A 23,828-nucleotide genomic window follows, 5' to 3' on the forward strand; every position below is an offset into this window, starting at 1 on the left:
TAGACGACAAGGTGTACTATAGCTTGTTCGAAGCCTTAGATTTTGAAGTAGATCAATTTTCATTGTGATTTTACGATTTCCTGCAAATCGGTAGCTCTAAAAACGAAACACAATATAAAAACAAAGCACAACGTATAGAAGACAGCTATACACAGAGCAATTATGGAGGCTCGTGTGTCGATAATAAAAATGTTTGGAAAGAAAACTGCCAAGCGTCCGGTCAACTCTGATATGGACAAACAAAGAAAATACGAAGCACTCGTGCGTGCTTATCATCGTGACCTCTTTCGCTACGCTTATTGGTTATGCAAAGACAAAACCATTGCCGAAGACTTAGTGCAAGAAACTTGCCTTCGTGCATGGAAGTCATTAGATAGCCTTCAAGATGAAAAAGCCGCTAAGTCTTGGCTTATTACTATCTTGAGGCGCGAGAACGCACGTCGCTTTGAACGCAAACAGTTTGATCTAGTTGATATCGACGATCATGGTAATGATGCTAGTGTCAGTGATGACCCGCACCATCAACATTTGTGGTTGCAAGCTCAGATCATGAAACTTGAAGTCGATTACCGTGAACCACTCTTCCTACAAGTGATTGGTGGATTTAGTGGTGAAGAGATTGCAGATATCCTCAATCTCAACAAAAACACAGTAATGACACGTTTATTCAGAGCTCGAAATCAGTTGAAAGAGATGCTGGATACAGAAGAGGCAGAGAGGGGGCAACATAATGGATGATTTAGAATTTCGTCGTCGTGTTTTGTCGGAACCTAAACAACGAACACCAGATATTATCGATGCTGTAGCAAGCAGTGAAGCCAATAGTCACTTCTTAGACGATGTACTATCGCTTGATAAGCATATCCATTCAGCAATGAATGTTGATGTGCCCGACGATCTTGCTGATCGCATTCTGTTCAATCAAACATCGAGCGAAGAAAGCAAAGTCGTAAGACCTACTTTTGCTCGACGAGCAATGGCGATGGCCGCTTCAGTTGCGTTCGTTGCAGGCTTATTGGTCGGACAGGTTAATTGGGGAAACGCACTGGTTGCTCCAGCTCAAGCAAGTTTGGTCGATACCGCGATGAAACATGTTGTTGATGAGAAAAGTTTTGTTAGTTCAATCGACGAACAAGTTACATCACAACAGATCAACGCAAAAATGAATCCATTTGCTTACCAGTTTGATGAAGCCTTCCCTTATCATGTGTATTACCTAAACCATTGCGGTTTTGGTAAGTCCAACGCAATGCACATGGTTTTTCAAGGCGAAAAAGGCAAGGTCACTCTGTTTTTAACTGGAATTCCGACTGACAAGTCTATCGACTTTGATGAAAAAGGCATGTCAGGCTCAGTAACACCGATCGATGGCAGCAGTTTGATCCTTGTCGGCGAAGATGGCGAGGATGTCTCTAAAATCGCCGAAAAGCTAACCGAAATGATTAAACCGATGAGCTAATTCGCTCTCAAAGCCCCGTCACAAAAAGCCCAGCAAGTATATCACTGATATTGCTGGGCTTTACTTATCAATAAACCGCAAAATCATTCACCACACCAATACCTCTAGAGTTAAAACTCTAAAAAACAGCATTTCACACCATTTTCGTGCCAGATAGGCGTCATTTCCATAATTTTACCCTCAAAATTTCCAATGGTCGGATTTGTATATCGTATACTTGCGAATAGGATCAGCCACCATTGAGCAATTGCTCAAATTAATCGCCCTGTAGAGGCGGATATATAAAGGAATAAATGAATGACTACCAACAACACGCGTCTGTTTAAAAAGTCTCTTTTAGCAGTAACCATTACACTGGCGTCCTCGCAAGCGATGGCAGCAGGTTTCCAACTTAACGCACAATCAGCAACCGGTCTTGGCCGTGCTTTCGCTGGTGACGCCGTAATTGCAGATAACGCGTCAGTAATGGCTCGTAACCCTGCAGCAATGGCACTGTTTGATAAAACTGAGTTATCTCTTGGTTTCGAAACTATCACAACTGACATTAAGGTTTCTGACGCTACTTACACTTCAGCAATGAACCCAATTAGTACTCCAACCTCATCAAACTACGATGACGCAGGCGGTACATCAGTTGCACCGAACATCCACCTTATCGTTCCAGTAAATGAAAAGTTTGCTTGGGGTGTGAATGCTTACTCTAATTTCGGTACATCTACAGACTTTGGTAGCGATTTCGCTGCTTCAGAATTTGGTGGCGAAACGGATATCATGAGCCTTAACTTCGGTCTTGCAGGTTCATACCGCTTGAACGACCAATGGAGCTTCGGTGCTGGTCTTGATATTATCTACGGTAAAGGTACGCTTAAACGTACGACGAGTAGTAACTTATCAGCAGATCCAAGCAGCCCATTTAATGGGTTGAGCTTAGTTGATATCGACGGAGCTGATGGCTGGGGCGTTGGCTTCAACGTAGGTACGGTTTATGAGCTAGACGAAAACAACCGTTTCGGACTATCTTACCGCTACAGTCCTGAAATCACTGCCGAAGATAGTAAAGGTCAGGAGATCAAACTTCCGCTACCAGACATGGCTGAATTCTCTGGTTACCACAAACTTGAAGATACCAAGTTTGCGGTTCACTACTCTCTACAGTGGGTTGGTTGGAAAGCATTTGATAAAATTGAGTTCGGTGGCACAGCTACGACACCTGATGCAGCATACGAATGGAAAAATGCCGGTCACATCTCAGTTGGTACTACTTACTACCTAAACAACGATTGGGATCTACGTGCTGGTTACATGTATGACATCGCAGCTCAAGATGACCTAAAATCAGTTTCTGTACCAGATTCAGACCGCCAATGGTTCTCTGCAGGTTTCACATACCACATAGATACTGCATCTAACGTAGATTTCGGCTTCACTTACTTACTGGGTGAAGACGTTAAAAACGTAAGTGAAAGTACACCTCTAGGCACATCTGTTTCAGCAACTACTCGTGCTGATGCAATCCTTCTAGGTCTGCAGTACAGCCGTAGCTTCTAATATAAGCTTCAGTTAGAAAAATTTAAGGGTCGCATTGCGGCCCTTTTCTTTGCCCAAAATAAATCAAAACTAAACATTTAGGCTTACAGGTGTACTCCACAGAGGTCATATGACACTACAGGTGTACGCTCAAATTCCGCAACATGCCCGAAACATTCAGTTCATTTATCTAGAAAACAGACCCATTTAATAATTAAATCGCTAAAACACTGTTTTATTCGAATTTCATTTTTAAAGTAATAACTCTAAACGTAGAATCACGCTACTAAATACTTATGATTCAGCGAACATAATAATGAAAATGAATAAGACTCTTCTATCTGCTGCAGTGGCATTTGGACTACTATCGACTTCTACCGTAACTCACGCGGCCGGTTTTCAACTAGCAGAATACTCAGCAACAGGTCTTGGCCGTGCTTACGCTGGTGAAGCTGCAATCGCAGACAACGCTGGTTCACAATGGCGCAACCCAGCCCTTCTTACTTATCTAGAAGGCACACAGGTTTCTGTTGGCGCTATCTATGTTGATCCAAATATTGATATCGACGGTACTTCAACATCAGGTAGCACATCTACACCTTCAAATTCTAGCGATTTCGCTCATAGTGCAGTGATTCCAAACTTTTACGTTTCTCATAAGTACAATGACAAGTTTGCATTAGGTTTTGCAGCTGGTACCAACTACGGTATGGAAACAGACCTAGGCACAGACTTCGGTGGTGCGAACCACGGTAACGAAGCAAGTGTTACCACAATGGAGCTAAACCTAAACGCAGCATATCAAGTACTTGAAAGCGTATCTGTTGGTGGTGGTATTCGCTACATCATGGCAGAAGGTAGCTTTGGTGCTGTTGCTAGCCCTCAATATCCTCTAGCAGGTACTACTTTAAAGTACATGGAAGGTGATGATACTGCATGGGGTTGGCAAGTGGGTACTGCTTGGCAAATCAATGAAAACAACCGCTTAGGTTTTACTTATAAATCAGAGGTAGATCTGACACTAGAAGGACATGCTAAAGGCGCAGCTTTCGATAAGGCCGCAGCTGCACACGGAGGATTAGGTGCTATAAAACCACAATATAGCGGCTCTATGGAGTTAGCACTTCCTGCAACAGCAGAACTAGCAAGTTTCCATCAGCTAACAGATACTGTTGCAGTTCACGCGAGCATTAACTGGACAAACTGGAGCAGCTTCAAAAAACTGGTAGCGGACATTCCTGAGTTTGGCTCAGATCGAACTCAAGATATAAAGGCAGAGAACTGGGAAGACAACTACCGCTTTGCGATCGGTACGACTTATCAAATGACACCTAAACTGGCTCTACGTTCTGGTATCGCATACGACACTTCAGCAGTAAGCGAAGAGCACCGTACTGCGACGATTCCAGAAACAGATCGCACTTGGTTAAGTATTGGTGCTGGCTACCAATGGTCTGAGCAACTAACTCTAGACGCAGGTTTCACTTACATTCTAGCGAAAGACGCTAAAATGCTTGAAGACGATGCAGCATCAGCACCATTTGGTGGCGACTTCGAAGGTGAAGTGACAGGTAGCATCTGGTTAGTGGGTATCCAAGCTAACTACCGCTTCTAATCTATTTACTGAATCAAAGTAATAAACATTAAAAAGGCTCAATGTTCTTATCAACATCGAGCCTTTCTTTTATCTGATATTCAAAACCTAATATCTAGTAATCTTCTAGGTATCCGTCAATGAAATCTTCTTCTTCAAGATCGACTTCTTCCGGTTCGATTTCGGCTTTAAAATCACGACGCTGAATGTAAACTTCACGAGTCAGAGCATATGGATCTGGCGAGTCATCCAACAGAGCTTCTTGAGAAACTAACTGAGCACGAGTTTCCATGCCTTCGAACGCCCACTTTCCGAGGCTCGCCCAGAAGCTAATTAATGACAAAGGTACATACAGACTATCCACTTGCTCCGTCACTTCACGAGTCGTAATAGGACCATAACCCGGCACCATAAAGTACGGCCCATTCCCTACTCCATAATGACCAATCGCATCAGAAAACGACTTGTCGTCATATTTGGTGATACCCGCTTCACTGGCAATATCAATTAGGCCCAACAGACCAAAGGTTGAGTTAATCCAAAAACGGTTGAAATGGTCGAGTGCTTTCTCGCCATTACCCATGAATATGTTGTTCACCATGCTCGCAGGTTCGTCTAAGTTGGCTAAAAAATTTGAGATACCAGAGCGAACTGGAACAGGGGTATAGCCAACATAAGCGAGTGAAACAGGACGAACTAAATAAGGATCAAGATATTCGTAGTTGATATCCCACATCGCTCGGTTGAACCCTTCGAAAGGGTCATTCGGGTGGGACTCTTCGACGTATTCAGAGGTTTCGAGATTATTATCGTTCGTGCTTTCATCTGGCGCGCTAGAACAGCCCACCGTTAAGCTTGCGATAAAAAGTAAACTCGAGAGTCTTAAAACACTGACAGACATATCACCTTTTCCATAAGGAATAATAAAAAAAGGCCAGCAATCGCTGGCCTCAATTGTTTGCGTAAGTCTATACCGTTTGTTGCAAAATCGGAATAGCTAACACCTATGCAAAATGATGATTAATATTGCTTATTGATATTAATGGTCACTGGAGCACCCAGTTCAACCACTTCACTTTCACCGTACCAATCACCATCGCGAGTTGAAACGTTACCATCTGTATCAAGCCTGGCTCTAACCATCAGAGTTTCAAGGCTAGACAACTTTGAACCTTCCATCATGCTGTTACCATCATCGAGAACAACAGTACGTGGGAAAGAACCCAATGGGTAACGGGCTGCAGCGACCGGCATTGGCGAACCATCAGCTCTATGTACCGAAACAACCAACACAGACTTAGGATCGGCATTCACATCGCCAGACAGCTCAAGCGTTACTGCAACACTCTTACCTTGGTCAACACCCATAGTGTCGCCCATTTTCTTCTGAGCACTTTCAATACTGCGTGACAACATCTCGTAGCGACTGTCTTGTGGACCAATCATCTGTTGCATGATGCTCCAATACTTCACTGCACCCGGGTAATCTTGACGTTCAAAAGAATCAAACGCTAGCAGTGAGAACACTCGAAGGTCGACATAATCGTTTTGGATCAAACGGCTCAAAATCAAACGCGCTTGGTTTTGATCGGCTTCATCAGGTGAAAGCATCAGTGCTTGAGCAAAACCTAGCTGAACATCTTCATTCTTAGGCTCAAGTTTGTAAGCTCTTTCCATAGAATCTTTCGCTGTTTCAGCGTCACGGTTTGCTAATGCAATACGGCCAAGCAATAACCAACCCGTTGAATCTTTTGGTTGATAGTGAAGACGAGTACGAAGCGCTAGAGTCAAATCTTCAAGTTCATCATCGGTAAGCGTTCCACCTTCTGATGACATTAACTTTTTAGACAACTCAGGAAGGTTCGAACTCACTTCTTGCCAGTGTTGAACCTTATCTAATGCACCAAACTGGAAGTACATACCATAAGTCACAACCAGAACCAGAATCACTGACGGTACAACGACACCCAGCGTAGATATCTGTGTTCTCTTGATTTTTTCTTGCGTTGGAACGTCATCAAGTAGCGACTGTTTTAAGTCAGCGATCAGTTCTTGCTGGTTATCAACAAGGCCTTCTTCAGCTTCTACTTCTAATTCAACTAAGCGATCTTTATAGAAGGCTTTATTCAACTCATCACGAAGCACTTCATCGTTGTTTTCCTTCTTGTTCAAAAAAGGCAGAACAATCATTAAAATAGCTGCTAGCGAAAGGACAATTGTAGAAATCCAAAATAGAGTCATTACTGTTTATCTCCGTCGTTCTCTTCGTCGAGTAACGCTTTTAAACGTGCTTCTTTGTCTGCATCCCAGTCTTTATTGGACTCTACTGCTTTTGATTTTGACTTTCTGCTTCGTAAAACAATCAAACCAAAACCCAATACAACAACCGAAAACGGACCAACCCATAGGATCGATGTCGCCAAGGTCAGTGGCGGGTTGTACGTTACAAAGTTACCGTAACGAGCAATCATATAATCAATAATTTCTTGCTCAGACTTGCCTTCTTTTGTCATCTCATACACTTTTTGACGCAAGTCGACCGCAAGTTCCGCGTTCGAATCACCAATCGTATTGTTCTGACATTTTGGGCAACGAAGCGTATTGCTCAAATCTTTAAATTGCTGCTCTTGATCGACCGTATCAAACTCATGAAATTCGATAGGCGCCGCCGTTACCGACGCAGAGATAGCGAACGTGGCGAACATTGCTACAAGTGTTTGTTTAATCATTTCGCCTCCTCCAATAACTCTTGGTACATCGGCTGAAGCGTCGATGCCCAGTTAGTCGGGTTCACGTCACCAACATGGCGGTAACGAACCACGCCGCTGGCATCAATGAGGAAGGTTTCAGGAGCGCCATATACGCCAAGGTCAAGACCTAACATACCGTTGCCATCGAACAAGCTGATTAAGTACGGGTTGCCCAGTTCTTTTAACCAACCAACCGCTTTATTGCGATCATCTTTGTAGTTAAGACCAATGATCTTAACGCCTTGATCCGCTAACTTATTCAGGTAAGAGTGCTCTGCATAACAAGTAGGACACCAAGTCGCCCACACATTAAGAAGCAGCGGCTCACCTTTAAAGATAGCTTGATCATGAAACTTACCCGGCTGTTCCAAATCCTCTAGGCCAAATTCAGGAACCTGCTTACCAATCAATACCGATTCAAGTTTAGTCGGGTCATCACCCGACTGGTTACGCATCAATTGAGTTGCAAAGATTCCAGCTAGAATCATGAACGCAATCAATGGAATGAATAAAATCTTCTTGTTCATTCGAATTAAGCCTCCTGCTCTTGAACCGACTTTTTCGTTGGCTTACGGAAACGGTAACGACGGTCACTGATAGCAATCACACCACCAATCGACATGATCAAAGAACCCGCCCAGATCCAACGTACAAATGGTTTGTAGTAAATACGTACAGCCCAAGATTTGTTGTCGTCTAAACGCTCACCCATTGCGATATAAAGGTCGCGCGTTACGCCACGATCAATCGCAGCTTCAGTCATCATAGACTTAGCTGTGGTGTAGAAACGTTTTTCAGCGTGAAGCGTGTTGATGTACTTGCCTTCTTTAGTAATTTCAAAGTCAGCGATGTAACCATCGTAGTTAGGGCCATCTTTGTCACGAACCCCTGTAAACAGGAAGCTGTATTCTTCAAGTTGGTAGCTTTCGCCTGGCGCTAAACGCACATCACGTTCGATGCTGTAGTTTTGCACCATCGCGATACCGATCACTGTTACGGCTAAACCCATGTGACCACAGATCATTGCCCAATGGCTACGAGGCAGCTTAGTTAGGCCTTTCATGAAGGTATGACGGTGTGTTGCACGCTCATGCAGCTCAAAGCCGTGCATGAAGAAGATCCAGAACGCCATCACCCAACCAGCAAAAGCAGTACCACTAAAGCGATCGGCTAGCATGGTCACCATTAGCGCACTTAAACCTAACGAGAAGATACCCGAAACTAACATTGGCTTAATAAGCTTAGACAGGTTGTCACGCTTCCAACGGATCAGTGGACCGATACCCAATAGGAACGAGAACGGGATCATTAACCAGAAGAACAACATATCAAAGAATGGTGCACCGATTGAAACCGAGCCCAGACCTAGCTGCTTATGAACAAGTGGTAACAATGTACCCACTAACACAACCACTAACGCTGCAATCAATAGGATATTGTTGCCGAGCAGTGCGTTTTCACGAGAAACCAAATCAAAGTTACCACGGACACGAACCGATGCGCCTTTAACAGCAAACAACAGCAGTGAACCACCGATAACGAATACTAGGAAACCTAAAATAAACATACCACGAGCAGGATCTGACGCGAATGCGTGAACCGATACCAAGATGCCCGAACGAACTAAGAATGTACCTAGTAAGCTTAAAGAGAATGCAGAGATAGCCAGCAATACTGTCCATGCTTTAAATGTGCCACGCTTTTCTGTTACCGCAAGCGAGTGCATCAGCGCTGTACCAGCCAACCAAGGCATGAATGAAGCGTTTTCTACTGGATCCCAGAACCACCAGCCACCCCAGCCAAGTTCGTAGTAAGCCCACCATGAACCAAGTGCGATACCTACCGTTAGGAATAACCAAGCAGCAATTGTCCAAGGACGAGACCAACGAGCCCACGCCGTATCTAGACGACCACTCATTAGAGATGCAATAGCGAAGGAGAACGCAACCGAGAAACCTACATAACCCATGTAAAGCATAGGCGGGTGAATAATCAAACCCGGGTCTTGCAGTAGTGGATTCAAGTCACGGCCATCGACAGGAAAGTAAGGCAGTGTACGTAAGAACGGGTTAGACGTTACGATAATGAACAGCAAGAAGCCGACAGTAATCAAACCCATGATAGCCAGTACGCGAGCCACTGACTCTTGAGGCATACCACGGCTAAACGTCGCTACTGCAACCGTCCAACCCGCTTGGATAAGAACCCAAAGCAGTAATGAACCTTCATGAGCACCCCAAACCGCTGTGATTCGGTAGTACCAAGGAAGTTGGCTATTCGAGTTACTTGCTACGTATTGAACCGTAAAATCATTGGTGTAGAACGCGTAGCACAAGATAAAAAACGAAATCGCTAAGAATCCGAACATACCCCATGATAGCGGTCGTGCACTATTCATTAATAATGTGTTATTTCGAGCTGCCCCATACAGCGGGAGCACACTCAATAGCAATCCCAGCCCTAGGGACAGGATCATGGCAAAGTGGCCGATCTCGGCTATCATTGAGCACTTCCTTCTTTTTGTTCTGTCGAGTACTGCATTGGCTCATGGGTTTTCTTCATTGCTTCAGCAACTTCAGAAGGCATGTACTCTTCATCGTGTTTCGCTAAGACTTCGAAAGCTTCAATTGTTGTCGCATCTTTCAGAACGCCTTGAGCAACAATACCTTGCCCTTCACGGAAAAGATCAGGAAGAATGCCATCGTATAAAATCGTTACTTTAGGACCAACATCTTTCAAGTCAAAGCTTACACGTAGTGATTCGTTGTCACGGCTTACAGAACCGACTACAACCATGCCACCAATACGCAGACGTTGGCCAACCTCAGGTTTCTTGCCGTCTTTGCCGTTAACAAGCTCAGTTGGCGTGTAGAACAGATCCATGTTCTGGTTAAGCGCATAAACCATTAATCCAACAGTTGCACTGATACCAAAAAAGATCGCTAAGACAATGCCCAGCCTCTTTTTACGTCTTGGGTTCATAGAGTGTTCTCCATATTTTTTGCTGCATCGATACGAGCTTGACGATCAATCTTAGCTTGTACTTCATTTAGTAATTGCTTACCACGACGAACGCTTAAGACCAGTAAAATGATCATCGCGAGGAATGTGATTCCAAATGCACTCCATACATATGAGGCGTAGCCACCCATGGCAAAGAAATCACTCAGAGATTCAAAATACATAATTACCTACCCTACTACGCTTTATCAGCCGCGAGTTTACGAACCCACGGACGGTGACTTTCTTTACTGATGATTTCGTTTCTAAAACGAACCATAGTCACAGCACCAAAGAAAAAGGCGAAGCCGAAGATGTTGAGAAGAAGCGGCCATAGCATGTCACTTGAAATAGAAGGCTGATCGAACTTAGTAATCGTCGCGCCTTGGTGAAGTGTATTCCACCACTCTACTGAAAAGTGAATGATAGGTAGATTGATGACACCAACGATCGCCAAAATACCTGCTGCTTTCGCTGCGGTTTTTTGGTCGTCAAACGCGTGGTGTAGTGCAATCACACCCAAGTATAGGAATAGAAGAATCAGCTCTGAGGTCAAACGTGCATCCCAAACCCACCAAGCACCCCACATTGGTTTACCCCAAACAGCACCGGTTAGCAGCGCTATGAAGGTAAAGACAGCACCAATAGGCGCCATAGCCAATGCCGCCATGTCTGATAATCTCACCTGCCATACCAAGCCGATAAATGCCGCAATTGCCATCGACATGTATACGCCCATCGACCAAATTGCAGACGGAACATGGATATAGATGATACGGAAGCTATCGCCTTGTTGGTAATCAGAAGGCGCAAATGCAAGCCCCCACACAGTACCGACTGATAGACACAATAGCGCTAGGATAGAGAACCATGGCAGAAGTTTACCAGCAAGCTGATAAGAGGTTTCTGCTTTGGCATAGGGATGGAGCCATTTCCACATGTTGTAATCTCACTCTTACTTCATATTGCTTACAGCTATCACAGCTATAATTATTATAATTTATTTGGCTTACTGTCTCTTTCAGTGACTCTATGAGTTTAAAAGCTTCAATTAGTTCACTCTGAACAAACAAAGTGGAAGTGAGCGCTTGGTTAGCTAGTTTTAATCAGATAATTAACTAGTTAACACTCACTCTCAGCGCTGCGCTTATGGCAAATGGGGTGAGCGTCATTGCGCCCATTAGCATTGCCCCTAACACAGCTAATTGTCCGTTATACGCAACGCCTAGTGCTGCCGCATCAATCGCGGATGTAGCAAATATAAGAATTGGGATATACAACGGCAAAATAAGCAGACTTAACAGCACACCGCCTTTTTGTAATCCAACCGTTAAAGCGACACCAATCGCACCAATAAAGCTTAATGCAGGCGTACCAACCAATAACGTTAAGACCACCGATAACCAAGTATCGAAATCCAAGGACAGCAGTACCGCTAACAACGGACTGATCAATATTAATGGTAACCCTGTCAATAACCAGTGCGCTATGACCTTGGACAAGACTACCAACTGCAACGGGATGGGCATCAGCATCATCTGCTCGAGCGCGCCATCTTGAAAATCATCTCGGAATAATCGTTCGAGAGAGAGTAATGCAGAAAGTAAAGCAGCAACCCAAACAATGCCCGCTGCGATACGCGCAAGTAGGTTTGGCTCAGGGCCGATACTCAATGGGAAAAGGGTGATGACAATGATAAAAAACCACAGAGGGTTAAAGATATCGGCTTGGCGACGAAATGCGATCAACAGCTCACGTCGAATGATCGTTGTCATTGAAGAAATCATATTACTCACCCAACTTTATTTTTCTTAGTTTCGGGCTATCAGCAAACATGTCTTGGTGTGTGGTTAATAACACAATGCCACCGTTGTCTGCATGCTGAGAAAAAAGAGACTCTAGAACTTTAACACCCTGCTTATCAATGGCAGTCAGCGGTTCATCTAGAATCCACAACATTTGCTTACTTAACCACAGACGAGCCAATGCTACACGGCGCTGTTGACCCGCCGAAAGTTGACCTGCAGGCACGTCTTCTCGTCCAGCAAGGCCGACTTGAGCCAAAGCATTGTAAAGTTCTTCCTTACTCGTTCCACTGCTGTGAATCGATTGATAGAAGCTCAAGTTTTCATAGGCACTAAGCTCGCGTTTTACGCCAGTTTGGTGACCAAGAAAAAGCAAATTTTGGTGATACACATCTCGACTCGTTTCAATGGACTCACCATCCCAAGAGATAGTGCCTTCATCACGATCACCTAAGCCGGTGATAATCCTAAGGAGTGTCGTTTTCCCAGTACCGTTACGACCTTCAACTTGAACCAGCTCACCGGGTTTCAATTGAAAAGACAAAGATTCAAATAGAACCCTGTCGTCACGAATAGCAGTTAAATTTGAGACTTCAAGCATAGGTAAATTTAGTCGAGTAATGAAAGGGCTATAGTAGCACACCAATATGGTGACAAAACAGGACTAGGCGTTTTCGATAGAACAAACTCCGTAAGAAACTGTTACCACCGCATCACAATTTACACATTTTCATCAACAAACAAGATACTGCCTTAGATACAAGCACTTATAAACATCGTTCTATATAGAGCTGTGAGGCATAAAAAAAGAAGCCGAAGCTTCTTTTAAGAGGAGTGCACGATAAACATCAATTACTCAATACGCAGTGAGCGCTCAATTTAACGACGTCGAGTTGGGTCTCTGCGCTTATGAGATGCATCTGGTTGTTCATCGTACGATGAAGGGTTACTTCTTAGCGAAGGAATTTTTTCCTTACCCGCGAGCTTATTCTGCAGAGACATCATCAGCTCAGCTTCAGCTTTAGGTAATTCACACTCTTCGATCAGTTCGTTTATCCCTGCACCAAGCTGAACCATTTTCGTTGCACGCGTGTACAAGCGCCCATCGGTATCAACATGTTCCAGCTCTACAATGCGTTCATTCAAGTGCTTGATTAGATCTTGCTGTTCCGTCACTTTCTGACCAAGGCCAACCACGACAGAGCGAACCTCAAGCAATTGCTTGCTCGATTTTTGAAGCTCTTTGTCCAAGTTACGAACTTGCAGGCGTGACTGATCGAGCTGCTTTTGAATCGCACGTTTTACTTTGCTAATCAAAATCACGATGAATAACGTAAAAACCCCGACTCCGGCAATCAGAGCAACAGGGCTTAAAGGAAGCGCTTCAAACATTACAGGTGAGCCATCTCATCCCATTCGTCTTCGCTTAGTAGTTTGTTTAGATCTACCAAGATAAGCAGCTTGCCATCACGATTACTAACACCTTGGATGAACTTAGCACTTTCATCAGTACCAACACTTGGAGTTGTGTCGATTTCAGAAGAACGTAGGTAAACCACTTCAGCAACGCTGTCTACTAGAATGCCAATGACTTGACGCTCAGATTCAATAACGATGATACGAGTGTTGTCTGTGATTTCACCTTGCATCAAACCAAAGCGAGAACGAGTGTCGATAACAGTAACAACGTTACCACGCAGGTTAATAATACCTAGAACGTAATCTGGAGCACCCGGTACTGGAGCAATTTCACTGTAGCGAAGTACTTCACGTACCTGCATAACATTAATGCCGTAAGTTTCTTCTTCTAGCTGGAATGTCACCCATTGAAGTACTTCATCATTGGTTGGGTCTTTTCTTACTTCAATTTCACTCATATGAGACATATTTAATCCTCTTGCCGTCGTTACCGACCACTATTATTAACTTGATGCGTTTATTGTTAGCCTAATGCTTATTACTAGCTTAATGCTTTTACATCTAGCCCTGCGTTTAGCATGGCGATCAATGCTTCAACATGAATCAAAGCACACATTTTTTCTTTTACCATACCAGCGAGCCATGGGCGTTTACCTGCCATTTCTCGCCAACGAACTTTATCTGTATTAAGAAGCTCGGTACCTTTCAGTTCAGTACCCGCAAGCCCCCATAAGCTTTCGCCAAGCATCACTATATATTGATAGTTTTCTTTGTATTCATCATTCGTTAGTTTTTCAGGCATCACCCACTTTGCGGTGTCGACCACATCTAACTGACTCTCTCGGTTTGTTTGCAAACCTAAATACCAAGCAGGCTTACCAATCAAATGGCTTAGCTCTTCAAGGCGATGAATACCACCAAGCTCATCAAGAGGAACAGCAAATGTTACCCCGTTGACATCAAAATACAGTACCTGAAAATCTTCTTTTCGAGCCGTAGTTTCCCAAGATGTAAACCGTTCAATACCGCCAGATTGAGTTTCAACCTCAACCTCGGGCTCACTGATAGATTCAATTTCTGACTCTTCAGTGTGAATTCCATCTTGCTGATCTTCGACGTTCAACGCTTCAGCTATTGGTGACTCAATTGTCGGCTCAACGGCTTGTTCAACAGCCATCGATAAATCAGGCTCAGGGAGGTTCCAATCTTGAATCTCAGGCTCTACAGAAAGCTGAACGGATTCCACCGCAGCATCAAACATTTGCATGTCTGCTTGCTGAGCGATTTTCTGCGTGTTCTGATCCATTAATTCATCAAGATTCAGTTCATCAACCACGTTCGTCGCTTCTAAGCGGCTCAGTAATTTTTGAACGTCTTCCAGATTAGGCACTTCAAATTCAGCTTCTCGCAACTCGGCATAGGTCGAGTAACTCGAATATTTTGGCTCTGGCTCTGGCTCTGGCTCTGGCTCTGGCTCTGGCTCTGGCTCTGGCTCTGGCTCTGGCTCTGGCTCTGGCTCTGGCTCTGGCTCTGGCTCTGCAGATGATGACTCATCGCTGGTCTCGTCAACAAAAAATTCGTCAGAATCCAGCATTTCATCACCTAACAGCGCAGTAAAGTAATCATCAAGTGCTTGTTCACTTGATAAACTTGATCGCGCCATTGTTGATTCTTTATTCGCGCTCATTTATCGCCAGCCTTTCGAGATAAATAAGCAGCTGTTTGTAAGCAAATACACCACGACTACCCGATGCAAAATGAGATGCTGGTAAGCGCTTTAGGCTAGCATCTCGAAACTTAGTGTCTATCGGTACAGCGGATGTCCAAACTTGATTTGGATAATCTTCTTTTAGCTGAGTTAATGTTTGCAGTGATGCTTTAGTTCGCTTGTCGTACATCGTCGGGACAATCGTCACCTTAAACGGTGTTTTGCGAGACTTCTGCATTATAGCCAAAGTGCGAATCATGCGCTCTAAGCCTTTCATTGCCAAAAACTCAGTCTGTACCGGAATCAAAATACGGTCACTGGCAGCCAATGCGTTGACCATCATCACACCCAAGATCGGCGGACAATCGATAAGCACATAGTCATAGTCGTCTTTCAAAGCGGCCAAAGCACGCTTCAAGATCAACCCCATACCGCTTCGATTTCCCATAACACGGTCTAATGTTGCCAAAGACATGTGCGCGGGAATAATATCGATACCTTCGACTTCCGTTTGTAAAATCAAAGGTCTTACTGTCGGCGCATTAAACTCACGCAACTGAAATAGATCAAACAGACTCGATTCCACCGTATCTGAGTCGTAACCCAGATAGGTGGTTAGTGATGCATGCGGGTCAGTATCAACCAACAGAACACGGTGCCCCTTCAATGCAAGTAAACCTGCCAGGGTCACGGTCGAGGTCGTTTTACCAACACCACCTTTTTGGTTTGCAACACTCCAAACAATCATTTCGATTTACCTAAGCTAACCCAACTTCAACCAAAATCCTTTCCGCAATGCGGTCTAGAGGGAGGTCTTCAGTAGAAATGCCAGCTTTTGCTACAGCTTGAGGCATACCATATACAACACAGCTATCTTCATCTTGCGCCCAGATTGTCGAGCCCGCAGTTTTTAACATACGCGAACCTTCTCGACCATCAGCGCCCATGCCGGTCAGTATCATAGACAAGACTTTGTCGCCGTAGATCTTCGCTGCAGAGCCGAAGGTTACATCCACACAAGGTTTGTAATTCATTCGGTCGCCGCCATCGATAATTCTTAAGCGAGCAGATCCTGCACGGCCGTCAACCATCATCTGTTTACCACCAGGAGCAAGATAAGCCACTCCAGGTTTCAACACATCTCCGTCCTGTGCTTCGCGAACCTCAATCTTACATAAGGTATTCAGTCGGCTAGCAAAAGCGGCAGTGAACGTTGCTGGCATATGCTGAACTAACACAATCGGATGTGGGTAGTGTGCAGGGATGCGCGTCAAAATTTTCTGTAGTGCAACAGGGCCACCAGTAGAAGTACCAATTGCAGTTAATTGATACTTTTTACCCGAAGCTCTGAATTTCGCCGTTGATGCAACCGCTGGTTTCACTGCTGAAGCTGCGGCTGAAATCGGTTGGCGCAATGGTGTTGAAGTTGTTGCCGGTGTGGCTGTAGCTCGTGGCGCAATAGGAGCACGGCGCATAAATGCACGCTTTGCTGCAATCTGAATCACACGTTGTTGAAGCAATGCGACAGCATCATCGCGGTTACGTGCGATGTCTTCAAACTTCTTAGGTAGGAAGTCTAGAGCACCAGCGTCTAACGCATCTAATGTTGCTCTCGCACCATCATGCGTTAGCGATGAAAACATTAAAATAGGCGTTGGCGACGCAGCCATGATTTCACGAACGGCGGTGATGCCGTCCATGACAGGCATTTCGATGTCCATCGTGATTACGTCAGGTCTCAGCTGTTTCGCTTTCTCAACCGCTTCTTTACCGTTTACTGCTACATCAATGACTTCTAGGCGAGCCTCTGAGTTGATGATCTCGCTAACGCGACGACGAAAAAAACTCGAATCATCAACGACTAATACTTTAATCGCCATATTTATCCTTAAATTAAATTCTTGACGCAGCTGCGTACTGCTTCAACAAGTCCGGCACATCTAGAATCAACGCAATGTGTCCATCACTTGTAATTGTCGCGCCTGCCATTCCTGGCGTGCCCTGTAGTAGTTTATCAAGTGGTTTGATAACCACTTCTTCTTGGCCAATAAGCGTATCGACAACGAAACCAACACGTTGGCTACCAAGTTGTACGATAACAACATGTCCGTGCCCTTTGCGCAATTCCACAATACCCGCTTTGGGTGCTAGCCAGTTTTGCAAGTAGAACAACGGAATAGACTTATCGCGGACGATGATGGTCAGTTGGCCATCAACCACGTTAGTGCGGCTGAGGTCTAAGTGGAAAATCTCGTTCACAGATGCCAATGGCAATGCGAATGGGTGACCTGCAACACCGACCATCAAGGTTGGTAGAATCGCTAGCGTCAATGGAACCTTGATCGTAATCTTGGTGCCTTGCCCCATCTCTGAATCGATATCAATCGAGCCATTCAGTGTGTTGATCGCTGTTTTCACAACGTCCATGCCTACACCACGACCTGAGATATCCGAGATTTTTTCTTTACTTGAGAAGCCAGGAGCAAAGATAAGATTGAAACATTCTTTGTTTGATAAACGAGATGCGGCATCTTCGTCCATCAGACCACGTTTAACCGCAATAGCACGCAACGTATCAGGGTCCATGCCGCCGCCATCATCAACGATAGCCAGTTCAATGTGGTCACCTTCTTGCGAGGCGGAAAGAATCACTTTACCCGTTTGTGATTTGCCAGCCGCAATACGGGCTTCAGGCATTTCAATACCGTGATCCACAGAGTTTCTCACTAAGTGAATCAGAGGATCGGCAAGTGCTTCAACTAAATTCTTATCAAGATCCGTTTCTTCCCCGCGCATTTCAAGAACAATGTCTTTCTTCAAACTACGAGCAAGGTCGCGGACAACTCGTGGGAAACGACCAAAAACTTTCTTGATCGGCTGCATACGAGTCTTCATTACCGCACCTTGGAGGTCTGCGGTAACAACATCTAAATTCGAGACAGCTTTTGCCATCTCTTCATCGTTACTGTTTAAGCCAAGGCTTACAAGTCGATTACGAACCAACACCAGCTCACCCACCATATTCATGATGGTATCCAGTGTTGACGTGTCGACACGAACTGTAGCGTCGGCTTGTTGTTTCTTCGCTGGCACTTTAACTTCAGCTTTCGCTGGTGCTTCTTTAACAGCGACTGGTGCAGATGGCTTAGGCTTAGGAGCGACTTGTGGAGCAGGCACTGGTGCAATAGGCTTCGCTGCAGCAGGTTTAGTTGCTGCATCTAGCTCTTCAATAGTTGGTCCATTACCTGAACCATGTAACTGGTCTAGTAGCTTCTCAAACTCTTCGTCGCTCATCAGGTCATCACCTTCAGACATCGCCGAAACGGGTGCGGAAGAAGGTGCTGGCGGAGGAGGAGGCGCTGAACCTACTGCCGTCGGGCTCTTGCCCGCACCATGCAGTTCATCTAATAACTTTTCGAATTCGTCATCCGTAATATCACCACTCTCAGCAACTGACTGAGGAGCAACAGGAGCTGGCGGCGGTGTTGATACAGAAGATGCTGTTGGTGAACCACCTTTACCATGAAGCTCATCAAGCAGACGCTCAAACTCATCTTCAGAGATATCATCCACTGAAGATGCACTAATGCTTGCGCTTTCGACGATCGGTTCAGCAGGCGCTTCAAAAGCGGGTTCAGCGATTACTGGTGCTGGGGCTTCTACTGGAGCAGCTTCATCGGTCGACTGTGGTTTACAGAGGCGGTGAAGTTCATCCAATAAAGCTTGATCAGCTGGCACTAAAGGTTCCTGATCTTGCACGGCTTGAAACTGTACATTAACTGTATCTAGAGCCTGCAGCATCGTATCCATCAAACCTGATGTTACGCTGCGCTGGCCGTTTCGTAGAATGTCGAACACATTCTCAGCACCATGACAAGTATCCACCAGCTCAGTCAATGCTAGGAAACCAGCACCACCTTTTACTGTATGGAAACCACGGAAAATAGCATTTAATAGGTCTTTGTCGTCAGGGTTATTCTCAAGCTCTACCAGTTGTTCTGATAGGAGTTCAAGGATCTCTCCTGCTTCGACTAAAAAGTCCTGAAGAATATCTTCGTCTAAATCGTAGCTCATACGTTACCTTTAAAATCCAAGACTGGATAACAAATCGTCGACTTCATCTTGAGATGCAACAGCATCTTCACGCTCTTCTGGGTTCAGAATTGGACCTTCAGGCGCAATAGATGCTTTCTTCTCTGACTCTGGAGTTGGCTCTGTTTGATTCGCACCGAATACGGTGAGAATCTCGACCAAACGTCCTTCAACCTCATTCACCAAGGTAATAACTTTGCTAATTATCTGCCCAGTTAAATCTTGGAAATCCTGAGCCATCAAGATTTCAGTCAATTGTCCACGTAGTTCAGTACTATCGCCTTCTACTTGGACAAGCAATCCATCAATGCGGTGACATAAAGCTTTAAATTGTGCCAGCTCAATGCGGCCATGCATCAGTTCATTCCATTGAGGCCTTACTTGAAGTAAACACTCGTGTAGGTTGTCTGCAATTGGCATACAACGATCGACAGCGTCCATCGTCTTATTTGCCGCAACTTCCGTTTTATCAATGACATACTGAAGGCGATCCCTTGCGTCAGGGATTTCATCATTTGCGATAACGCTGATGCGCTCATCGAAATTGAATTGAGTCAAAGAGTCATGGAGGTCGCGAGTCAAACTTCCTATTTCTTGAAGCATTGGATTGTCTTGAAGACTAAAATTGTCTTCATAAATGCTTCTAACAAGAGAATCAGCATCTTGCTGCTCATCGTTCTCAAGCAGCTCTACTAATTTTTTTGCTTGTTCTAATGAAATCATCCTGAGTTCGGCCTTACTCCGCATACTTTGTGCGCTTAGGCTATCGAGATAAACAGAGAACTTATCGGTCAGTGTTTGCCTAGAAGTGCCTAAAACTTATTGATGCTTATAAGCGATCAAAAATCTTATCAAGTTTCTCTTTCAGCGTTGCAGCAGTGAAAGGCTTCACAATGTAACCATTAACACCCGCTTGCGCTGCTTCGATGATCTGCTCACGCTTCGCTTCCGCAGTGATCATAAGCACTGGAAGGTGCTTAAGTTCTGCATCTGCGCGAATGTGTTTAAGCAGGTCAATACCTTGCATGCCTGGCATGTTCCAGTCAGTTACCACGAAATCAAATTCGCCTTTTTTCAGCATAGGTAACGCGGTTAAGCCATCGTCTGCTTCTTGAGTGTTGTTGAAACCTAAATCGCGAAGTAGGTTTTTAACAATTCGGCGCATCGTTGAAAAATCATCAACAATGAGAATTTTCATGTTTTTGTTCAAATTAGCCTCCACTGAATAGAATCAGTGTTGTTAGTCGTTCTGTGTCCAAGCACTTAACTTAGTGCGTAAACGCTGCATAGATTGGCTCAGTATTTGGCTGACACGAGATTCGCTGACACCTAGTACTTCCCCAATCTCTTTTAAATTGAGTTCTTCGTCGTAATAAAGCGAAAGCACAAGGCCTTCCCTTTCCGGAAGTTGTTTTATCGAATCGATCAAAGCTTGACGGAATGACTCATCAGCAACCCCTTGAAAGGGCGTATTATCTTGAGAGTCTTCATTCGGAGATATTACATCATCTGAGACGCCTAAATCTTCGATCCCGACAAGTCTTGAGCAATTAATATCAGTTAAAGCGTTGTGGTACTGGTCTAAACTCAGCCCCATGTGCTTTGCCACTTCGGCATCACTTGGGTCGCGATTGAGGGTACCCTCTAATTCCGCGATTGCACTGCTGATTTCTCGATTGTTTTTATGAACCGATCTCGGTACCCAGTCACCACGGCGAATGTCATCCAACATAGCTCCGCGAATCCGAATACCTGCATACGTCTCAAAGCTTGCGCCTTTGGTACCATCATAGTTTTGTTGCGCTTCAATCAAGCCAATCATGCCAGCTTGAATTAAGTCATCAACCAAGACATTAGGCGGTAATCGCCCCAACAAGTGATGAGCGATACGTTTAACCAACACAGAATACTTCTCAAAAAAAGCCTGTTGGCTATTGTGATTAGCATGTTGATCGTAAGTAAGCGCTTTATTCACCAAATGGTTCCTCTATAAATTCAGTACGATTCAGCAGCCTTTCAACAAAGAACTCCAAGTGTCCACTTGGCGTTTTTGGTATTGGCCAGGTCAATGCTTTATTAGCCAAAGAGCTGATTGCCAATGCAGCTGGAGAGCGAGGGTACGCATCTACTACGATTTTCTGTCTCTTGACTGATTGACGTACTTTATCATCTAAAGGAATACATGCTACGAGTTCGAGGCTCACATTCAAGAAGCGCTCTGTGACCAAAGTCAACTTTGCAAATAATTCTCGGCCTTCGCGGTAGCTTCTGACCATATTTGCAACAATTTTGAATCGCTGAACTTGGTGCTCTCGGCTCAAAAGCTTGATCAGTGCATATGCATCTGTGATTGAGGTAGGCTCATCACAAACCACAACAACCACGTCTTGCGCCGCTCTTGAGAAGCTAATTACCATGTCTGAAATACCCGCAGCGGTATCAACCAACAAGATATCCATCTCATCTTCAAGCGAACCAAATGCACGAATCAACCCAGCGTGTTGAGCGTGTGAAAGTTCAGTCATGCTTTGTGTGCCAGATGTCGCTGGAATAATTCTAATTCCGTGCGGCCCTTCGACAATCGCATCCTTAAGTTCACATTCGCCAGCCAACACATGACCCAGGTTTCGTTTAGAACGAATGCCCAGCATGATGTCTACGTTAGCCAGCCCTAAGTCGGCATCCAGTACCATGACTTTCTTGCCTTGGCGAGCCATACAAATAGCCATACCTAACGTCACATTCGATTTACCAACGCCTCCCTTACCACCGGTTACAGCGATAACTTTTGTGAGTGAAGGCTTGGTTAAGCGACGGAGGCCGCTAGCTTGATCGTGTATCATATTCTCATTCATATTTATCCGCCGCCTAGAGCCCTTCAGAATCGCTATTCCAGTAATGAGGTTCATTCTCTGTAGATTTTTCTAATAACTCATTAGCCTTAGCAATCATATACTTTGGCTGAGCTATGACGATATCTTCAGGAACTCGTTGACCATTTGCTATGTAAGCAACTGGTAATGCATTTTGTATTACCACACTGATGAACTCACCCAAGCTAAGGGATTCATCCAGCTTAGTCAGGATACATCCCGACAACGGGATTCTTCTAAAGTGTTCAATGGTTTCTTGTAGTACTTTGCGTTGTGCAGTTGCAGGCAACACAAGGTAACTATTGATAACGGAACCACTCTCTTGCATCAATGTGTCTAACTGCTCAGATAGGCGAACATCTCGTTGTCCCATGCCTGCAGTATCGACCAGAATCAGGCGACGATTACGTAACTGATATATTACATCGGCCAATTCACTAGAATCTTTAGCAACTCTTACAGGACAACCCATAATTCGACCATAAATCGATAACTGCTCATGTGCACCTATACGATATGTGTCCGTTGTCACTAGTGCGACGTTGTCGGCGCCATATTCCATGGCTGCGCGTGCTGCTAGCTTAGCAACCGTCGTTGTTTTACCTACGCCAGTCGGGCCCAATAAGGCCACAATACCACCGCGTTTTAAAATATCTTTTTGCGTTACCGAGATCTGGTCAGCAACCAGTGCTAACAAGGCCTTCCATGCACGTGCAGGCTTGGTATCTTCAGGGATGTAGCAAGCCATTTGATCGGCAAGTTCGGCAGATACACCCATACGCTCAAGGCGTTTGATAAGCATTGCTCTGAGCGGTTCACGACGCTCAACTTCTTGCCACATTAGCCCTGATACTTGATGCTCTAATAGACGACGAATTGAGGTCATCTCTTCACGCATCGTCTCCATTTCTGCATCTGTACCTTTCGACTGAGGGTTCTCACGACCACGATCATAACGGGTAGGATCCAAACGAGGTGCTGGACGCTCTACTCTGCGGTCTTCGGCAATCAATTTAGATAAGCCTGTTTCACGAGCAAATGCTGAATCGAGGCTCCCGTGAGTTTGTTGGTTACCGGAAGACTGCTGATTACCGGAAGATTGTTGACTGCCAAGAGACGGCTGGTTGCCGAGAGACTGACGATTACTATGCGGCTGCTGATTGCTATGTGGCTTATGACCCGTGCTGGATTGGCGATTAAGCAATGCTGACAACGAGTCTTCGTTTTCTGCACGGTGTTGTGGCTCATCATCGGCACCATGACTGTATTGCTTTAGCATATTCGCAAAGCGTTTGGTCATTGAGCGTCCACCTTCAGCACTTGCCTGTAGGCTAACCTTGTCATCGTCTAATTGACGACGCCCTGCCGGTGCTGCGGGCGCGGCCATTTGCGTATATTGGCTTTGCGCAGGCTGCTGAGGTTTATTTAATCTCTGGCTCGCTGTCGACGGGCTAGATTCGCCATCAATAGCGGCAACAATTTCCACGCCACCTGCGACCTTTTTGTTAGACATGATCACCGCTTCTGAGCCAAGTTCTTCTTTAACTTGGAGCAGTGCGGTTCGCATATCTTTTGCAAAAAATCGTTTAATTTTCAATTCG

The 23,828-nt window shown here is 44.9% G+C and carries 25 protein-coding genes; 4 read left to right on the top strand and 21 right to left on the bottom strand.

Going from position 1 to position 23,828, the window contains the following annotated elements; translation table 11 throughout:
* Positions 1-189 precede the first annotated feature (189 nt).
* The 4 genes from L3V33_RS15585 (at position 190) to L3V33_RS15600 (ending at position 4,601) form a co-directional block, all read left to right on the top strand.
* Entirely contained in the window at positions 190-738 is a 549-nt protein-coding gene (locus L3V33_RS15585) for a sigma-70 family RNA polymerase sigma factor (RefSeq protein ID WP_029224857.1), read from the top strand.
* Complete coding sequence (locus tag L3V33_RS15590; RefSeq protein ID WP_146456870.1) at positions 731-1,459, top strand: DUF3379 domain-containing protein; 729 nt, start codon at positions 731-733, stop codon at positions 1,457-1,459. Before L3V33_RS15585 ends, L3V33_RS15590 begins: the two co-directional genes overlap by 8 nt.
* Before the next feature lie 297 nt (positions 1,460-1,756).
* The gene (locus tag L3V33_RS15595) at positions 1,757-3,007 is read left to right on the top strand and encodes an outer membrane protein transport protein (RefSeq protein WP_146456872.1); all 1,251 of its coding nucleotides are present in this window, start codon (positions 1,757-1,759) and stop codon (positions 3,005-3,007) included.
* A 295-nt stretch (positions 3,008-3,302) separates the two neighbouring features.
* Positions 3,303-4,601: an outer membrane protein transport protein gene (locus L3V33_RS15600; RefSeq protein ID WP_146456874.1), complete on the top strand. Its 1,299-nt coding sequence runs from the start codon at positions 3,303-3,305 to the stop codon at positions 4,599-4,601.
* A 94-nt stretch (positions 4,602-4,695) separates the two neighbouring features.
* On the opposite strand, the gene L3V33_RS15605 is transcribed toward L3V33_RS15600, so the two are convergent.
* The 21 genes from L3V33_RS15605 to flhF all read right to left on the bottom strand — a co-directional run bounded on the left by L3V33_RS15605 (position 4,696) and on the right by flhF (position 23,824).
* Positions 4,696-5,481, bottom strand: coding sequence for an MlaA family lipoprotein (locus tag L3V33_RS15605; RefSeq protein WP_016790906.1), 786 nt, complete (start codon positions 5,479-5,481; stop codon positions 4,696-4,698).
* A gap of 119 nt (positions 5,482-5,600) precedes the next feature.
* Positions 5,601-6,821, bottom strand: coding sequence for a c-type cytochrome biogenesis protein CcmI (gene ccmI, locus L3V33_RS15610; protein WP_146456876.1), 1,221 nt, complete (start codon positions 6,819-6,821; stop codon positions 5,601-5,603).
* Positions 6,821-7,309: a cytochrome c-type biogenesis protein gene (locus L3V33_RS15615; RefSeq protein WP_102447220.1), complete on the bottom strand. Its 489-nt coding sequence runs from the start codon at positions 7,307-7,309 to the stop codon at positions 6,821-6,823. The genes ccmI and L3V33_RS15615 overlap by 1 nt, the downstream gene beginning before the upstream one ends.
* A complete protein-coding gene (locus tag L3V33_RS15620; RefSeq protein ID WP_237290779.1) occupies positions 7,306-7,857 on the bottom strand; it encodes a DsbE family thiol:disulfide interchange protein in 552 nt (183 codons plus the stop codon). The genes L3V33_RS15615 and L3V33_RS15620 overlap by 4 nt, the downstream gene beginning before the upstream one ends.
* A gap of 5 nt (positions 7,858-7,862) precedes the next feature.
* Complete coding sequence (locus L3V33_RS15625) at positions 7,863-9,833, bottom strand: heme lyase CcmF/NrfE family subunit (protein WP_237290780.1); 1,971 nt, start codon at positions 9,831-9,833, stop codon at positions 7,863-7,865.
* A complete protein-coding gene (ccmE, locus tag L3V33_RS15630; RefSeq protein ID WP_017076805.1) occupies positions 9,830-10,312 on the bottom strand; it encodes a cytochrome c maturation protein CcmE in 483 nt (160 codons plus the stop codon). The genes L3V33_RS15625 and ccmE overlap by 4 nt, the downstream gene beginning before the upstream one ends.
* A complete protein-coding gene (gene ccmD / locus L3V33_RS15635; protein ID WP_004736230.1) occupies positions 10,309-10,515 on the bottom strand; it encodes a heme exporter protein CcmD in 207 nt (68 codons plus the stop codon). The genes ccmE and ccmD overlap by 4 nt, the downstream gene beginning before the upstream one ends.
* Positions 10,516-10,529: 14 nt before the next feature.
* Positions 10,530-11,270, bottom strand: coding sequence for a heme ABC transporter permease (locus L3V33_RS15640; RefSeq protein WP_004736229.1), 741 nt, complete (start codon positions 11,268-11,270; stop codon positions 10,530-10,532).
* A gap of 178 nt (positions 11,271-11,448) precedes the next feature.
* Complete coding sequence (gene ccmB / locus L3V33_RS15645) at positions 11,449-12,117, bottom strand: heme exporter protein CcmB (protein ID WP_004736228.1); 669 nt, start codon at positions 12,115-12,117, stop codon at positions 11,449-11,451.
* 1 nt (position 12,118) lies between these two features.
* Positions 12,119-12,736, bottom strand: coding sequence for a cytochrome c biogenesis heme-transporting ATPase CcmA (ccmA, locus tag L3V33_RS15650; RefSeq protein ID WP_012603450.1), 618 nt, complete (start codon positions 12,734-12,736; stop codon positions 12,119-12,121).
* A gap of 278 nt (positions 12,737-13,014) precedes the next feature.
* Positions 13,015-13,527 (bottom strand): DUF2802 domain-containing protein, encoded by a 513-nt coding sequence (locus tag L3V33_RS15655; RefSeq protein WP_017090989.1) that lies wholly within the window; start codon positions 13,525-13,527, stop codon positions 13,015-13,017.
* Complete coding sequence (locus tag L3V33_RS15660; RefSeq protein WP_004736225.1) at positions 13,527-14,021, bottom strand: chemotaxis protein CheW; 495 nt, start codon at positions 14,019-14,021, stop codon at positions 13,527-13,529. The genes L3V33_RS15655 and L3V33_RS15660 overlap by 1 nt, the downstream gene beginning before the upstream one ends.
* 74 nt (positions 14,022-14,095) lie before the next feature.
* The gene (locus tag L3V33_RS15665) at positions 14,096-15,241 is read right to left on the bottom strand and encodes a chemotaxis protein CheW (RefSeq protein ID WP_237290781.1); all 1,146 of its coding nucleotides are present in this window, start codon (positions 15,239-15,241) and stop codon (positions 14,096-14,098) included.
* Positions 15,228-16,010 carry a ParA family protein gene (locus tag L3V33_RS15670; RefSeq protein ID WP_017076808.1) on the bottom strand — a complete coding sequence of 261 codons (783 nt, stop codon included), beginning with the start codon at positions 16,008-16,010 and terminating at the stop codon, positions 15,228-15,230. Before L3V33_RS15670 ends, L3V33_RS15665 begins: the two co-directional genes overlap by 14 nt.
* Before the next feature lie 10 nt (positions 16,011-16,020).
* Positions 16,021-17,142: a chemotaxis response regulator protein-glutamate methylesterase gene (locus L3V33_RS15675; RefSeq protein ID WP_017076809.1), complete on the bottom strand. Its 1,122-nt coding sequence runs from the start codon at positions 17,140-17,142 to the stop codon at positions 16,021-16,023.
* A 13-nt stretch (positions 17,143-17,155) separates the two neighbouring features.
* A complete protein-coding gene (locus L3V33_RS15680) occupies positions 17,156-19,336 on the bottom strand; it encodes a chemotaxis protein CheA (protein WP_065206818.1) in 2,181 nt (726 codons plus the stop codon).
* A 9-nt stretch (positions 19,337-19,345) separates the two neighbouring features.
* Positions 19,346-20,077: a protein phosphatase CheZ gene (locus tag L3V33_RS15685; protein ID WP_017076811.1), complete on the bottom strand. Its 732-nt coding sequence runs from the start codon at positions 20,075-20,077 to the stop codon at positions 19,346-19,348.
* Between the two features lie 106 nt (positions 20,078-20,183).
* Complete coding sequence (gene cheY / locus L3V33_RS15690) at positions 20,184-20,552, bottom strand: chemotaxis response regulator CheY (RefSeq protein WP_016767062.1); 369 nt, start codon at positions 20,550-20,552, stop codon at positions 20,184-20,186.
* A gap of 42 nt (positions 20,553-20,594) precedes the next feature.
* On the bottom strand, positions 20,595-21,329 hold the full coding sequence (locus L3V33_RS15695; protein ID WP_017076812.1) for an RNA polymerase sigma factor FliA: 735 nt from the start codon (positions 21,327-21,329) through the stop codon (positions 20,595-20,597).
* Positions 21,322-22,209, bottom strand: a complete 888-nt coding sequence (locus L3V33_RS15700; protein ID WP_004736216.1) for a MinD/ParA family protein — start codon at positions 22,207-22,209, stop codon at positions 21,322-21,324. Before L3V33_RS15700 ends, L3V33_RS15695 begins: the two co-directional genes overlap by 8 nt.
* A 13-nt stretch (positions 22,210-22,222) precedes the next feature.
* Positions 22,223-23,824: a flagellar biosynthesis protein FlhF gene (gene flhF, locus L3V33_RS15705; protein ID WP_237290782.1), complete on the bottom strand. Its 1,602-nt coding sequence runs from the start codon at positions 23,822-23,824 to the stop codon at positions 22,223-22,225.
* Between the last annotated feature and the right edge of the window lie 4 nt (positions 23,825-23,828).

Source organism: Vibrio sp. A2-1 (genome assembly GCF_021728355.1).
GTDB lineage: Bacteria > Pseudomonadota > Gammaproteobacteria > Enterobacterales > Vibrionaceae > Vibrio > Vibrio splendidus_K.

What these genes read in the sequence shown, in the direction of transcription:
- L3V33_RS15585 (WP_029224857.1), top strand. Translation starts at nt 190, where the DNA reads ATGTTTGGAAAGAAAACTGCCAAGCGTCCGGTCAACTCTGATATGGAC.
- L3V33_RS15590 (WP_146456870.1), top strand. Translation starts at nt 731, where the DNA reads ATGGATGATTTAGAATTTCGTCGTCGTGTTTTGTCGGAACCTAAACAA.
- L3V33_RS15595 (WP_146456872.1), top strand. Translation starts at nt 1,757, where the DNA reads ATGACTACCAACAACACGCGTCTGTTTAAAAAGTCTCTTTTAGCAGTA.
- L3V33_RS15600 (WP_146456874.1), top strand. Translation starts at nt 3,303, where the DNA reads ATGAAAATGAATAAGACTCTTCTATCTGCTGCAGTGGCATTTGGACTA.
- L3V33_RS15605 (WP_016790906.1), bottom strand. Translation starts at nt 5,481, where the DNA reads ATGTCTGTCAGTGTTTTAAGACTCTCGAGTTTACTTTTTATCGCAAGC.
- ccmI (WP_146456876.1), bottom strand. Translation starts at nt 6,821, where the DNA reads ATGACTCTATTTTGGATTTCTACAATTGTCCTTTCGCTAGCAGCTATT.
- L3V33_RS15615 (WP_102447220.1), bottom strand. Translation starts at nt 7,309, where the DNA reads ATGATTAAACAAACACTTGTAGCAATGTTCGCCACGTTCGCTATCTCT.
- L3V33_RS15620 (WP_237290779.1), bottom strand. Translation starts at nt 7,857, where the DNA reads ATGAACAAGAAGATTTTATTCATTCCATTGATTGCGTTCATGATTCTA.
- L3V33_RS15625 (WP_237290780.1), bottom strand. Translation starts at nt 9,833, where the DNA reads ATGATAGCCGAGATCGGCCACTTTGCCATGATCCTGTCCCTAGGGCTG.
- ccmE (WP_017076805.1), bottom strand. Translation starts at nt 10,312, where the DNA reads ATGAACCCAAGACGTAAAAAGAGGCTGGGCATTGTCTTAGCGATCTTT.
- ccmD (WP_004736230.1), bottom strand. Translation starts at nt 10,515, where the DNA reads ATGTATTTTGAATCTCTGAGTGATTTCTTTGCCATGGGTGGCTACGCC.
- L3V33_RS15640 (WP_004736229.1), bottom strand. Translation starts at nt 11,270, where the DNA reads ATGTGGAAATGGCTCCATCCCTATGCCAAAGCAGAAACCTCTTATCAG.
- ccmB (WP_004736228.1), bottom strand. Translation starts at nt 12,117, where the DNA reads ATGATTTCTTCAATGACAACGATCATTCGACGTGAGCTGTTGATCGCA.
- ccmA (WP_012603450.1), bottom strand. Translation starts at nt 12,736, where the DNA reads ATGCTTGAAGTCTCAAATTTAACTGCTATTCGTGACGACAGGGTTCTA.
- L3V33_RS15655 (WP_017090989.1), bottom strand. Translation starts at nt 13,527, where the DNA reads ATGTTTGAAGCGCTTCCTTTAAGCCCTGTTGCTCTGATTGCCGGAGTC.
- L3V33_RS15660 (WP_004736225.1), bottom strand. Translation starts at nt 14,021, where the DNA reads ATGTCTCATATGAGTGAAATTGAAGTAAGAAAAGACCCAACCAATGAT.
- L3V33_RS15665 (WP_237290781.1), bottom strand. Translation starts at nt 15,241, where the DNA reads ATGAGCGCGAATAAAGAATCAACAATGGCGCGATCAAGTTTATCAAGT.
- L3V33_RS15670 (WP_017076808.1), bottom strand. Translation starts at nt 16,010, where the DNA reads ATGATTGTTTGGAGTGTTGCAAACCAAAAAGGTGGTGTTGGTAAAACG.
- L3V33_RS15675 (WP_017076809.1), bottom strand. Translation starts at nt 17,142, where the DNA reads ATGGCGATTAAAGTATTAGTCGTTGATGATTCGAGTTTTTTTCGTCGT.
- L3V33_RS15680 (WP_065206818.1), bottom strand. Translation starts at nt 19,336, where the DNA reads ATGAGCTACGATTTAGACGAAGATATTCTTCAGGACTTTTTAGTCGAA.
- L3V33_RS15685 (WP_017076811.1), bottom strand. Translation starts at nt 20,077, where the DNA reads ATGATTTCATTAGAACAAGCAAAAAAATTAGTAGAGCTGCTTGAGAAC.
- cheY (WP_016767062.1), bottom strand. Translation starts at nt 20,552, where the DNA reads ATGAAAATTCTCATTGTTGATGATTTTTCAACGATGCGCCGAATTGTT.
- L3V33_RS15700 (WP_004736216.1), bottom strand. Translation starts at nt 22,209, where the DNA reads ATGAATGAGAATATGATACACGATCAAGCTAGCGGCCTCCGTCGCTTA.